This is a genomic window from Vibrio profundum (assembly GCF_050337555.1).
Taxonomy (GTDB): Bacteria; Pseudomonadota; Gammaproteobacteria; order Enterobacterales; family Vibrionaceae; genus Vibrio; species Vibrio profundum.
Genome location: NZ_JAKJTA010000006.1, coordinates 59,787 through 72,259, shown reverse-complemented (window position 1 = coordinate 72,259; position 12,473 = coordinate 59,787). Strand labels below are relative to the sequence as shown.

The following is a 12,473-nucleotide window of genomic DNA, read 5'->3' as shown; positions in this document are numbered from 1 at the left end:
GTCAATGAAGTTACCATCGTTGATACCCACATTCAGCGTGAAATCTTCTACTTCACTACATCTTTATGTGGTGGTTCAGCCTCATGCCCTCTACTTTTCGTCGGCTCAGACCATTCCAGGAGTGCCTGAGCATGTCATGCTCGCCGGTATAGATTGGCTTGAATTACTTATTGATGTGGTCGAAAAAGTGACCACATCACTCCACGTCGATATCGTGCTTCATTCTGAACTCTATCAAGATTTTCAAATTGATAAACCAAACTTGCCTAAAGAAGATTGGCCTACGGCGTTGCCTTTTTTGGTTAAGGATCTCACGTCAGATAGTGTATCGGATTTGGTCGCGGACGCTTTTGAGCTGCCGAATAGTAATAAAATCAATGCCTACTTATTGTCAAAGTCTCTGCTGCTGAAAATCAGTGAACAACTGAGCAGCTTGGGGCATCAGCTAAAAAAGGTAATGATTGAAGATGATGTTTGGGGGATAGTACCGGGCAACTCACAACCTTTTTGGCTGCTACAGCGTAGTCCTCAGGGGAATTACAGAATTAGCGCCTATGTTGAGAAAAAGTGCATTTTCCACCGAACAATACGAGGAGTTAGTGCGCCTCTTTCCGGTGAAGGAACTAGTGGTTTAGCCTTAGATGGTGCTGCATTAGAGTTGCAACGTTCAGTTGACTACCTTTCCTCTCAGCTAAAGGGAGCAGCGTTACATCATTTAAAAGTTTGTTGCGATGGCGAATCTGATCAGGAGCTGGCCAAAGCTCTGGATGAAAGAATCAGCGTCAAAGCGTCTCCATTGCTAGAGCGCTCTGAGGAAAGTGGACACTTGCTAGCATTGCACGTGAGTGAAGCGCCAGCAACGAGTATCAACCTTTATCCAGAGCACCTCCAACCTAAAATAGAATACTTAACACTCAAAAATATATTGATAAGCTGGCTTGTCATGGCGGTGGTAGTGGGAGCTAGCGCGGGTGTGTTTCATTTTCTGGTTGCGCAGAACCAAGACAAGATAGCCTCAATTAAGCTGAACGAAAATGCTTTATCTCAACAGTTGAAAGTGCTGAAAACGGAGCTAAAGAAACACCAACCATCGCCAGAAAAAGTGGCGGCGGTTGCCCGTCTAAGAATGGAAATCAAAGCCAAGCGGTCGTCTCTGGCGGCTGTGGATGAATATGATAAATCTCAACAAATTGGCTACTCAGGGGTCATGAAAGCCTTAGCCGAGATTGGTCGAGACGACATATCGCTGAGCTCTATTTCTATGGATCAGCGTACATTCGATATTTTAGGTCGCGCGAGAAACGCGAAATCAATCCCGAGCTGGATCAATCAGTTTAAGTCAGAACTCAATCTCGTTGGGCGAACATTTGAGAAGCTTAAAATAACTCGTAGCGATAATAATTTAGTGACGTTTGAATTGAAGTCGAAAAAAGGGACACATTAATGGCTCATTTTTGGCAATTATTATCAGAAAAGTATGCGGATTGTTCTTATCGAGAGAAGTGGCTGATTGGTTTTTGTGGGTTGGTTGGGGTGTCACTGATTTTATTTTCGACATTGCTTGAGCCTGCTATGCTATTAAAACAGGCATCCGATAAGCAAGTTATTTTGGCACAAAATTCTGTGCAGCAGCTCAATCGTGAGATTAATCAGGCAAAGATGAAGCTTAGGGAAGATCCAAACAAAGGTATTAACCTTGAATTTAAAAAACTATTAAAAGAAAGTCAGGCACTATCGTTACAATTATCACAAATTATTGATGGATTAGTCTCTCCAAGCCAAATGGCGCAATTATTAGAGAAAGTGCTTCAGGATAATACTGGCGTTAATTTAGTTTCCATGGAGTCGATGCCAGCAGAGCCTATCAATAAAGGTAATTCAGGTAAGCAAGTGACAGGATATTATGTGCATCCGATTCGCCTTGAAATTACTGGGAATTATTTTGCCATTTTACGCTACTTAGAGGTGCTAGAAGCACTTCCGGTTAAATATTATTGGCGCAGTTTTCGCTATTCAGTCGAGAGATATCCCGGCGCACGTATGGTAATTGAAATCTACACTCTTGGAACTAGGCAGGAGTTTATTGGTGGTTAAGTGGATTAAAATTAAGTGGGTTGCAACTTTAATAGCGTTTTGCTCGTTTAGTGCTTTTGCAGTAAAAGATCCGACGGCTCCTTTAGGGTGGGCGGGTCCTGAATCGAATGTAACCGGCAAGCCTAATCAGAAAAAACACGTGTTACCTACAGTCAATAGTATTATTTGTACCGCCCCAAAAACTTGCCAAGCGATATTAAATAATCGTTTTGTGAGCACTGGTGATGCAATTGGGCGTTACAAGGTTAAAGTAATAACAGCGGACTATGTTACTGTTTCTAAAAGTGGTAAGCACTGGAAGCTCTCAATGTTTGCATTGAAAATTAAGGAATAGATTGGCTTCATAATGAATAGAGTCTTGTGGGTTATTATCTCGACTGGATTATTATTTGGTTGCACTATGGGATTGAAGCATCGTGATCCCGTAGAGGCGAAGCATATTCTGGCGCAAGCGGTTGAAGATTCCAGTCAGCATCAACTTGAGCAATTACCGCCAGCAGTAGAAGATGACTTAATGCCTGACTTGGTGTCTGATTCCCACAGTATGGAAACGGTAAAGCGTTATAACATCAAGGCCGACGAAGTGAATGCCAAAGCGTTTTTTACCAGCTTGGTCAAGGGAACGCCTTACAGTATTGCTATTCACCCTAATGTTTCTGGGCAAATTACGGTTAACTTATCGGATGTATCTTTGGATGAGGTGTTTGCTGTTGTCAGAGATATTTATGGCTTTGATATCGAAAAAAGTGATCATGTGATCCAAGTTTTCCCTGCGGGCTTGAGAACGGTCACTATTCCTGTCAACTATATTCAGTTTAAGCGTTCTGGCCGTTCATTGACGTCGATAACCACCAGTACGGTTTCTTCTGCAGACAGTAGCTCTTCTTCAAGTTCAAGCTCTTCTGATTCCAGTAGTTCGACCCCTTCAACATCATCTAATGGCGGAACGGCGATTGAAACGACTAGTGAAAGTGATTTTTGGCCTCATCTGCAAAGTTCGATTGAGAAGTTGGTTGGTTCCGGTAAAGGGCAACAAGTCGTGGTGACGCCACAGGCTAGCCTTGTCACTTTGCGGGCGTTTCCGGATGAAATTCGACAAGTGCGTCACTTTTTAGGTGTATCTGAGAAGCGTTTACATCGGCAAGTTATTTTGGAAGCAAAAATAGTCGAAGTCACACTCAGTGACGGTTACCAGCAAGGGATCAATTGGTCGAACCTGTCGTTCGATAACGGTAAGGTGGTGATGCAGCGCCTAGGAGCTTCAACCTTGCCAGATCTTGATGATATAGGCACTTTGCTCAATGGTCAGACAAACGTCACTATTTCTGATGGTAGTTTTTCTGGAGTACTGAGCTTTATGCAAACTCAAGGGGATGTGAATGTGCTTTCCAGCCCGAGAGTGACCGCGGCCAATAATCAGAAAGCGGTGATTAAAGTAGGCACTGATGAATATTACGTTACTGATGTATCTAGCGTGGTGGTTAATGGCACTGCGGACACTGAAACAACTGTCGATATTGATCTCACTCCATTCTTCTCTGGTATATCTCTAGATGTTACGCCCCAAATTGATGACCAAGGTAACGTGATTTTACACGTCCACCCTGCGGTGATTGATGTTAACGATCAAACCAAACAAGTCACCTATGGTGATTCGACCATTACTTTGCCATTGGCGCAAAGCTCAGTGCGTGAATCAGACTCAGTGATCCGTGCTCAAGATGGCGATGTGGTCGTGATAGGCGGCTTAATGAAAACGAATATCGCCAACAAAGTCTCAAAGGTGCCGCTGCTGGGTGATTTACCTGTGTTAGGCCATCTTTTTCGCAATGTATCTGAATACACTGAAAAAACTGAACTAGTGATTCTCCTTAAACCAACTGTAGTTGGTGTCAATACTTGGCAAAAAGAGTTGGAGCGATCGCAAGGATTGCTGAATGACTGGTTCCCAGACTCGAAGTAAGGTTTATGTATCTAAGCCATTTTGGATTTAATCAATACCCTTTTCATTTAACGCCTAATACTGATTTATTCGTCGGTTTAGGGCCCCATTATGAAGCGATTCAAATGGTCACCGCCGCCTTGGATATGGGGGAGGGGGTGATCAAAGTGACTGGAGAGGTCGGCACAGGCAAAACCATGGTGTGTCGTATGCTAGTCAATCACCTGCAAGACACGGTTCAACTAGTATATTTACCCAACTCAGCACTAACAGGGGCGGAGTTACGCCAGGCCGTCGCGTCTGAACTTGCGATTCAAATCTCAGACCCTGCTGCGATTGTAAATGAAATCCAACATAAGCTTATTGAGGTGACTCAACAGGGTAAACGAGTGGTTGTGATTGTCGACGAAGCGCAAGCGTTGGAAGACGAAGCGTTGGAAGTGTTGCGTCTGTTTGGCAATTTGGAAACCGAGCAAAATAAGCTACTGAGTATTGTTCTATTTGGTCAGCCGGAGTTGGATCGGCGTTTGCAGCAACATCATTTGCGTCAGTTTCGGCAAAGGATCACCTTTTCAGCCAAACTGCGCCCCTTGTCGCTAGATGAAACGGTGGCTTACATAGATGCAAGGCTCAGTAAGTCATCAGTGGCAAGGCTACTGTTTACTTTAAATCAGAAAAAAGCCGTATGGCGGGCGAGCCATGGGGTACCGCGCCTGATTAATCAGATTTGTCATAAAGCTTTGCTCTTATCTTTTAGCGCAGGTGAAAAAAGTGTCACCATCCCGCATTTATATTCCGCGATTCATGACACATTTGATACACGCAAACCTAAATTTAAAGTGCCTTTGTTGTGGGGGTGGAGCAGTTCATGAGTGTTATTAATGATGCCCTTTCTAAAATGAATGATAAGCAAACTGGATCGCCGTCAGGGATTCAGCGAGTGGAAATAAAGGTCACACCAAAATCACACTCGTGGCGCTGGCTGTTGGTTGGCATAGGTGCCAGTTTAGCTCTTGGGGCTTGGGCTGTGTCTCAGCAACACACGGGTGACATTTCTTCCGCTTCGACGGTAGAGACGGCAGAAGTGAACTCTTCTTCAATTCAAGACCAGGGGTCAGTCGAGCGGAAAAGTGAGAGCGAAAAGCCTCCGCTGCCAGCTGAAAAAACGCCACCTGAAACAGTTGTATCTGTGAACACCGCCCCTACTGCTCAATTGGGTGAAGCTCCAACGTCGACAGTGGCAAGCCTCTCACCGCCAACGGTACGTGAGACTCCTGATGCTAAGGCATTATTTCCAGCCTCTAGCACCAAGCGCAGTAGTACTCGTATCGCAGTAAATAAGCCTAATCGAGCTACTTCCACCAGTCCCCGTGTTACTCAAGGTCAGCGAGCACCTCAAGGTTCTGTCTCCGATGTTGCCACTAAATCTAGTCGCATGATCGCGGGAACGCCGTCAGGGATGCAAGTTGAGCGAGTCGAACTCAGCTCGGCACAGTTGGCAGCGCAACAGATCCAAGAAGCGGAGAAAGCTCAGTCAAACAACGATTTTCAAACGGCCTCAAAACACTATGCACAGGCGCTGCGCCTGACTCCTGATAATGAGCGAGTTCGACAAAACCTTGCGGCGCTTTATTATGGCCGAGGCAATACCAGAAAGGCCTTTGACCTATTGCGTGAAGGTATAGACCGAAATAAAAGTGGTGAGACGTTGCGGATAGCATTAGCCAAATTTTTGCTCAAAGAGAATCAAACTGAAGCCGCCTTAGTGCCGTTAGTTTATTTGCCTTCGCATCCTTCATTGGCTTATTTGTCTTTGCGTGCTGCGCTGGCGCAAAAGTCTGATCAGGATAAGTTGGCCTTGGAAAGCTATAGAATGCTGGTCAAACAAGATGCCAATAATGGCCGTTGGTGGCTTGGCTTGGCGATTCAACAAGAGCGTTCGTTACAGCTCAAACAAGCCCAATCATCGTATCAAAATGCACTGCATAAAGTTGGTGTGTCACAGCAATCGCAGCAATTTATTCGTGAGAGGTTGAAGTTACTCAGCAAGTTTGGAGAAAGCACCAGTGCAAATTAAGCTACGTAAGCGGTTAGGTGATTTGCTGATAGAAGAGGGTATTATCACCGAGCCACAAGTGGAAGAAGCGTTAGTCAGTCAGAAACAAACTGGCCGAAAATTAGGGGATACCCTGATTGAATTGGGCTTTTTGTCTGAGCATCAAATGCTGACTTTCTTATCACAGCAGCTTGCTCTGCCGTTAATCGATTTGGGCCGAGCACAAATTGATATTGATGCGGTGCAGCTTCTACCGGAAGTACACGCAAGGCGCTTGCGAGCTCTCGTTTTTGGTTATAGCGGAGACACGTTGCGGGTGGCGATGAGCGACCCTGCCGACTTACAGGCCCAGGAATCGCTATTGAGTCAGCTTTCGTCGTATCAAATTGATTTTTCGATTGCGCCGGAAGGGCAATTGGTGGAAGCGTTTGACCGCTGCTATCGACGCACCAAAGAAATTGCTTCATTTGCTGAGCAGCTGAAGGCTGAGCATGCGGATCAGGATACGTTTGAGTTGGATGTGGGGACGGGTGACAGTGAAGAAGTTACCGTCGTTAAGTTGATCAACTCATTGTTTGAAGATGCGGTACAGGTCGGAGCCTCCGATATTCATATTGAACCTGACGCAAATGTCTTGCGCCTGCGTCAGCGTATTGATGGCATTTTACATGAGACTTTACTGAATGAAGTCACCATTGCCTCTGCGTTGGTTTTACGCTTGAAATTGATGGCTAACCTCGACATCTCTGAAAAACGTTTACCACAAGACGGGCGATTTAATATTCGTTCGAAAGGCCAATCCGTTGATATTCGTATGTCGACCATGCCCGTGCAACATGGTGAATCTGTGGTGATGAGATTGCTCAACCAATCAGCGGGCGTGCGCTCACTAGAGCAATCGGGAATTCCTAAAGATCTTTTGCATCGTTTAAGGCATCAGCTTAAACGTCCACATGGCATGATTTTGGTCACCGGTCCTACGGGGTCGGGCAAAACAACGACCTTGTACGGCGCGCTAATGGAACTCAACTCTCCGGAAAAGAAAATTATCACGGTTGAAGATCCTGTCGAATATCGTTTATCGCGTGTTAACCAAGTTCAAGTGAATACCAAAATCGATTTGAATTTCTCCACAGTTTTGCGCACCTTTTTACGTCAAGATCCCGATATTATTTTGGTGGGGGAGATGCGTGATCAAGAAACCGTGGAAATTGGCTTGCGGGCCGCATTAACCGGTCACTTGGTATTGAGTACGCTGCATACCAATGACGCTGTGGATAGCGCGTTGCGTTTGATTGATATGGGTGCTCCGGGATATTTGGTGGCGAGTGCGGTTCGAGCGGTGGTGGCTCAGCGTTTGGTGAGAAAGATTTGTCCAGACTGTAAAGTGCCTGCCGATCCGGATGCTTCTATGCAGCAGTGGCTAGCCAGCCGTTTTCCCAATCAGAAAAACAGCGGATTTATGAGTGGTCATGGTTGCCAAAATTGCAATTTAACCGGCTATCGAGGCCGAATTGGGGTATTTGAGATGCTCGATCTAGATCAAGCAATGATGGATGCATTACGTGATGATAACGCGGTCGCCTTTTCCCAAGCCGCCCGCCAATCGGAACAATATAAACCCTTGCTGGTTAGCGCAATGGAGTTAGCCTTGGAGGGAGTGGTGAGTTTAAATGAAGTCATGAATTTAGGTGAAGGGGATGCTTCGGGTTCGGCAGAGGCTATTTTACTCTAACTTATCGTTTATATCAGGACACGACTAGATGCCAACTTTTCGCTATCAAGGACGCAAACAAGACGGCAGTAAAATCGCCGGTAAAGTAGAAGCGGCTTCGCAAGAGTTGGCCGTGGACAACTTGATGAACAAAGGCATTATTCCGATTGAAATGTTGGAAGGGGCTGATCGCCAAGAGCAAAGTCTCGACCTAAAACTTTTGTTTCTCTCTACTTTACCCTTGGAAGTCTTGGTTATTTTTTGCCGTCAGTTGTATAGCCTAACCAAAGCTGGGGTTCCATTGCTTCGAGCAATGCGCGGGCTGACGCAAAATTGCAGTAATAAACTGCTTAAACAGGCATTGGAAGACGTTAGTACTGAGTTATCTGGCGGCCGAAGTTTGTCGGATGCGATGCAAATGCATCCAAGGGTATTTAGCTCTTTGTTCGTTTCTATGATTCATGTGGGGGAAAATACCGGTCGTTTAGATGAAGCTCTGCATCAATTGGCTCTCTACTATGAGCAAGAATCTGAAACGAGAAAACGTATCAAAACCGCCATGCGTTACCCCGTGTTGGTGATTGTATTCATGGTCTTCGCCATGTTTATTTTGAATATTTTTGTCATTCCTCAATTTTCGACATTATTTAATCGATTGGGAGCCGAGCTTCCTCTGCCGACGATCGTTCTGATCGCAACATCAGAATTTTTTGTCAATCATTGGAAAGCGATGCTCGTTGGCATGGTCATGGCCTTGTTGGGCTTTCGTGTTTGGCGGAATACTGTGAATGGTCGTCATCGGTGGGATTTTATCCGCTTGCGTATTCCAATTGTCGGTGGGATTGTGAATCGGGCTCAATTGTCCCGATTTTCACGAACTTTTGCTCTGATGCAGCGTGCTGGTGTGCCTCTTAATCAATCACTAGCTTTAGCGGCTGAGGCTTTGGGTAACAAGTATTTAGAATCTCGATTACTAGAAATGAAATCATCAATTGAATCTGGAATTACAATTTCTTCGGCGGCGATTAGTAGCCAAGTGTTCACCTCGCTGGTGATCCAAATGATAGCGGTTGGCGAAGAAACAGGTCGTATCGACGAACTGCTGCTGGAGGCCGCTGATTTCTATGACCGCGAAGTCGACTACGATCTCAAAACCTTAACTGCTCGGATGGAGCCAATATTGCTTTTGATTGTGGCATCAATGGTGTTGGTTTTAGCGTTAGGGATCTTCTTGCCGATGTGGAATGTAATGGATGTGATGCAGCGATAATGATTTTGAATGAAACATGTCGTGAGCCTCAGTAAGCTTGCCAGCGATCATTACTACAACGCACGTTATTGCTCTTAGGATGATGAAGAATGCGAAAAACGCAGGGGTTGTCGTTGATTGAATTGATCATCGTTGTCGTGATCATCGGTGTACTGATTGCCGTTGCGCTACCTAAGCTGCTGGATATGGCCGAAGATGCCCAAAAGACTGGCACCGAGTGGCTGGCGGGGCGTTTTGCAACTAGTGTTATGTCAGCACGTGCGCAATGGGAAGCCGAGGGGAGGCCGAGTGTGGTGGTGGCAGGGGAGCGATATAATTTTGTCGATTACGATGGGGTGGAGTTGTGGTTAACGCGTGCACAATTGTCAGATGGTTCGAGCACAGGTTATCGTGATGGTTACCCCGTCGCTTTAAAGAAAGGTGATATAAACTTTCCGAATGAGATTGATACTAAAATGTGCGTGGATTTAATGAAAAACTTATTACAGAATTCACCGACAGTGGTCGATAATTTAAGTAGTGATTCTGATGCACGGTATTTGGCTCAGGCAGACAATGTGAATACGCAGTGTGTTTACCTGCCACAATACGCAAGATCTGAGCGTCAAATGGTGTACAACATCGCGACAGGGATGGTTTCTGTCGTTATGAATTGACTTTGTTCTGTATGACACACTTATAGGGAGTTGAATGTGAAGGGAAAACAGGCGGGCTTTACCTTAATTGAATTGGTTGTCGTGATCGTAATACTTGGCATACTCGCGGTAACGGCCTTACCAAAATTTTTAAATTTGCAAGGGAATGCTCGTGAAGCTTCACTGCAAGGGCTAAAGGGAGCGATTGATGGCGCGGCGGTGATTGTTTATGGTAAAGCAGCGATTGAAGGGTTAGAAACGTCTGCGACGGGCACTACGACTGATGGGATTACGGTTGTGTACGGCTATCCAAGTACGTTGACTACTGGCATTGAAGACTCAGTCACGGGGTTGGATACTGACTGGACGGCGTTTGTCGATGGGACGGCAGGCTCAGACCCGCTTTTGATTACGTTTAATAGCTCGTCACTGACCGATGCCGCTGGAATCACAGCCACCAATTGTTACATAACGTATACGCCAGCAACGAGCGCGAGTAGTGCCTATAGTGTGGTTGTCACTCCAGGTGGGTGCTGATTTCATACAATTAATAGTTTTGTGAGAGTAGTGATGTATGAGAGTTCTCACGGGATCTAGAAATGGCTTCACGCTAGTCGAACTAATAGTGGTCATTGTCTTGCTGGCCATAGTCTCCCTATACGCGGCCAGCCGTTACATTGGTGTTACGCACTTTTCGGCTTTTGCTGCCCAAGAACAGGCGATTTCTATCATACGCCAGATTCAAGTGAATCGAATGCAGTCAAACGTGGGTTCAAGTAGCAGCAACGATAACTTTATTCTGGCGATCAGCAGCGATTGCATTGGCTCGGTCAACGGGTGCAATGTTAGCGATCGCTCGACACGCAGTGATGTGCTTAGCTTTGACAGTGTGACTGTCACCAGCACTCCAAGTGTTAGCCAAATCACCTTTGATCTACTGGGCAATCCAGAAGGATCAGCCAGCGCAGGAGTCGATATTCGCTTTAGCGCCGACAGCAGCCAAACGGATATTTGTGTTAATTCACAAGGGTTCGTTTCCAGAGGCACCTGCTGATGGGAAAGGGCTTTAGTGGTGTTAAGGGGCTGACGCTGATTGAAAGCATTATTGCCATGGTGATCATCGCGATTGCGATTGGTAGTTTAACGTCTCTTCTCTATCCACAAATCGCTCGTTCGGGCAACCTCAATTATCAATCACGCGCGGCTGCATTAGGCCAAAGCCTCATGGCGCAGATCTTAGCGCGTAATTTTGATCAAGAAAGCGACGTAAACGGCGGCTATATTCGCTGTTCTTCTGCCGATAGTGGTTCTACTGACTGCACTGGGAGTGATGCTTCCTCGGTATCTTTGGGCAGTGATAGCGAAACCGCCCCCAGTTACAACGATGTGGATGACTATATTGGCTGTTGGGAGCCTGATGGTACGAATGGTTGCCAAGACCTCAACCTACTGGTGCAAGACTCCAGTACCACCTATCGCAACTTCAATGTCGTGATCAGTGCGGCTTACGACAATAGTCAGTTTGAAGACTGGAGCATGAAACTAATTATCGTCACTATCAGTGCCAGCAACCAAACCCCGATCACTTTTCGCGCTTTTCGGGGGAATTATTGATGAATGCTAAGGGCTTCACGCTGATTGAAATGATCCTCACTATAATTGTAGGAGGGATCTTAGTGCTGGGGCTGGCGGGGTTTGTAGAGTTTGGCATGAAAGGGTACAGCGATACTGTTGAGCGGCAGCGTCTGCATACTCAAGCGCGGTTTATTTTGGAGAAAATGTCGCGCGAAATTCGCCATAGCGTGCCGAACATTGTTCGTGACGATATTGTTGAAACGGGCGCTGACTCGTGTGTTTCTTTTTACCCCATTGATTATTCGGGCTTCTATGCCGTTGAAGGCAGCGATATCGAATTTTTGGTTGGCCATTCTGGTGTGGCTTCAAGTTCGGTGATTGATGCAGGAAAGTATCTCATTATTAACCCGACAAACAACAGTGACACCGCGAATGCCTACAGCTTGGTGAGCCCAACAGCGTCGGTGTCTGGTTCAACTTACACCATCTCTGGCGGAGCCTCGACACTCGGTAGTCAATCTGTGGCGGACAGGCAATATATCTATAGCTCGGAAGTGTCGTACTGCATTGATAACAGCAATGGCTGGATCACTCGTAACGGTGTGCAGGTGGCTGAAAATGTGTCATCTGGTTCGTTTGAATATTTGGCGGCCAACTTGCAGCGCGGTGGGTTAGTGCACGTGACTTTGTTGCTTGCCCAAGATGGCGAGCAGTCGAACTATCAGCAAGATATACAGGTGCTTAATGTTCCCTAGTCGTCGCAGACAGCAAGGCAATTTATACATCATCGCGATATTTGTGTTGGTGGTAATGGGCTTTTTGGGAGCGAATCTGGTGCGTATTGAGCAATCCAATCACGATGCCTACGTACGGGACGTGCTTGGCACCCAAGCTTGGTTGTTGGCGCACTCGGTAAATGAATATGTGTTGACTGAAATGTACCCGTTGAACGCCTCATCGGCTGTAGCCACCAATTGCGATCCAATGGCCTCTTCCATTACTTCTGGGGCGGCGAACGTGCTAAGCGGTTTCAATAGCTGCTCGGACGTGACCTTGAGTTGTGATTCGCTCGGCGCTCTGGATGGGATGAATTACTTCAAAGTGGAATCGAGAGCCAATTGCGGTTCTGGCCTCAATGAGGTGGAGCGAAGTGAGGAGATATGGCTACGGGAAGCATCATAAAAAAA

Annotated in this window: 14 protein-coding genes; all 14 read left to right on the top strand. The window is 46.2% G+C overall.

The genetic code is table 11. From position 1 onward, the window contains the following. Positions 1 to 4: 4 nt before the first annotated feature. The 14 genes from L4C34_RS06310 to L4C34_RS06245 all read left to right on the top strand — a co-directional run bounded on the left by L4C34_RS06310 (position 5) and on the right by L4C34_RS06245 (position 12,468). Positions 5 to 1,444 (top strand): MSHA biogenesis protein MshI, encoded by a 1,440-nt coding sequence (locus tag L4C34_RS06310; protein WP_428788499.1) that lies wholly within the window; start codon positions 5 to 7, stop codon positions 1,442 to 1,444. After that, on the top strand, positions 1,444 to 2,094 hold the full coding sequence (locus L4C34_RS06305) for a type 4a pilus biogenesis protein PilO (RefSeq protein WP_428788498.1): 651 nt from the start codon (positions 1,444 to 1,446) through the stop codon (positions 2,092 to 2,094). The genes L4C34_RS06310 and L4C34_RS06305 overlap by 1 nt, the downstream gene beginning before the upstream one ends. Continuing rightward, positions 2,087 to 2,428 (top strand): MSHA biogenesis protein MshK, encoded by a 342-nt coding sequence (locus tag L4C34_RS06300; protein ID WP_428788497.1) that lies wholly within the window; start codon positions 2,087 to 2,089, stop codon positions 2,426 to 2,428. Before L4C34_RS06305 ends, L4C34_RS06300 begins: the two co-directional genes overlap by 8 nt. 12 nt (positions 2,429 to 2,440) lie before the next feature. Then, complete coding sequence (mshL, locus tag L4C34_RS06295) at positions 2,441 to 4,057, top strand: pilus (MSHA type) biogenesis protein MshL (protein ID WP_428788496.1); 1,617 nt, start codon at positions 2,441 to 2,443, stop codon at positions 4,055 to 4,057. Between the two features lie 5 nt (positions 4,058 to 4,062). Then, positions 4,063 to 4,908: an ExeA family protein gene (locus tag L4C34_RS06290; RefSeq protein WP_428788495.1), complete on the top strand. Its 846-nt coding sequence runs from the start codon at positions 4,063 to 4,065 to the stop codon at positions 4,906 to 4,908. Further along, entirely contained in the window at positions 4,905 to 6,113 is a 1,209-nt protein-coding gene (locus L4C34_RS06285) for a tetratricopeptide repeat protein (protein ID WP_428788494.1), read from the top strand. The genes L4C34_RS06290 and L4C34_RS06285 overlap by 4 nt, the downstream gene beginning before the upstream one ends. Then, positions 6,103 to 7,827 (top strand): GspE/PulE family protein, encoded by a 1,725-nt coding sequence (locus tag L4C34_RS06280; RefSeq protein ID WP_428788493.1) that lies wholly within the window; start codon positions 6,103 to 6,105, stop codon positions 7,825 to 7,827. Before L4C34_RS06285 ends, L4C34_RS06280 begins: the two co-directional genes overlap by 11 nt. 28 nt (positions 7,828 to 7,855) lie before the next feature. After that, positions 7,856 to 9,076: a type II secretion system F family protein gene (locus L4C34_RS06275; protein WP_428788492.1), complete on the top strand. Its 1,221-nt coding sequence runs from the start codon at positions 7,856 to 7,858 to the stop codon at positions 9,074 to 9,076. 89 nt (positions 9,077 to 9,165) lie between these two features. Beyond that, entirely contained in the window at positions 9,166 to 9,732 is a 567-nt protein-coding gene (locus L4C34_RS06270; RefSeq protein WP_428788491.1) for a prepilin-type N-terminal cleavage/methylation domain-containing protein, read from the top strand. A gap of 36 nt (positions 9,733 to 9,768) precedes the next feature. Continuing rightward, a complete protein-coding gene (locus L4C34_RS06265) occupies positions 9,769 to 10,248 on the top strand; it encodes a prepilin-type N-terminal cleavage/methylation domain-containing protein (protein ID WP_428788490.1) in 480 nt (159 codons plus the stop codon). 37 nt (positions 10,249 to 10,285) lie between these two features. Beyond that, a complete protein-coding gene (locus L4C34_RS06260; RefSeq protein ID WP_428788489.1) occupies positions 10,286 to 10,765 on the top strand; it encodes a prepilin-type N-terminal cleavage/methylation domain-containing protein in 480 nt (159 codons plus the stop codon). Beyond that, a complete protein-coding gene (locus L4C34_RS06255) occupies positions 10,765 to 11,325 on the top strand; it encodes a prepilin-type N-terminal cleavage/methylation domain-containing protein (RefSeq protein WP_428788488.1) in 561 nt (186 codons plus the stop codon). The genes L4C34_RS06260 and L4C34_RS06255 overlap by 1 nt, the downstream gene beginning before the upstream one ends. Beyond that, a complete protein-coding gene (locus tag L4C34_RS06250) occupies positions 11,325 to 12,041 on the top strand; it encodes a PilW family protein (protein WP_428788487.1) in 717 nt (238 codons plus the stop codon). Before L4C34_RS06255 ends, L4C34_RS06250 begins: the two co-directional genes overlap by 1 nt. Further along, positions 12,031 to 12,468, top strand: a complete 438-nt coding sequence (locus L4C34_RS06245) for an MSHA biogenesis protein MshP (RefSeq protein ID WP_428788486.1) — start codon at positions 12,031 to 12,033, stop codon at positions 12,466 to 12,468. Before L4C34_RS06250 ends, L4C34_RS06245 begins: the two co-directional genes overlap by 11 nt. Positions 12,469 to 12,473 lie beyond the last annotated feature (5 nt).

Coding starts and splice junctions, on each gene's coding strand:
- L4C34_RS06285 (WP_428788494.1), top strand. CDS start 4,905: ATGAGTGTTATTAATGATGCCCTTTCTAAAATGAATGATAAGCAAACT.
- L4C34_RS06250 (WP_428788487.1), top strand. CDS start 11,325: ATGAATGCTAAGGGCTTCACGCTGATTGAAATGATCCTCACTATAATT.
- L4C34_RS06245 (WP_428788486.1), top strand. CDS start 12,031: ATGTTCCCTAGTCGTCGCAGACAGCAAGGCAATTTATACATCATCGCG.
- L4C34_RS06275 (WP_428788492.1), top strand. CDS start 7,856: ATGCCAACTTTTCGCTATCAAGGACGCAAACAAGACGGCAGTAAAATC.
- L4C34_RS06270 (WP_428788491.1), top strand. CDS start 9,166: ATGCGAAAAACGCAGGGGTTGTCGTTGATTGAATTGATCATCGTTGTC.
- L4C34_RS06255 (WP_428788488.1), top strand. CDS start 10,765: ATGGGAAAGGGCTTTAGTGGTGTTAAGGGGCTGACGCTGATTGAAAGC.
- L4C34_RS06310 (WP_428788499.1), top strand. CDS start 5: ATGAAGTTACCATCGTTGATACCCACATTCAGCGTGAAATCTTCTACT.
- mshL (WP_428788496.1), top strand. CDS start 2,441: ATGAATAGAGTCTTGTGGGTTATTATCTCGACTGGATTATTATTTGGT.
- L4C34_RS06290 (WP_428788495.1), top strand. CDS start 4,063: ATGTATCTAAGCCATTTTGGATTTAATCAATACCCTTTTCATTTAACG.
- L4C34_RS06260 (WP_428788489.1), top strand. CDS start 10,286: ATGAGAGTTCTCACGGGATCTAGAAATGGCTTCACGCTAGTCGAACTA.
- L4C34_RS06305 (WP_428788498.1), top strand. CDS start 1,444: ATGGCTCATTTTTGGCAATTATTATCAGAAAAGTATGCGGATTGTTCT.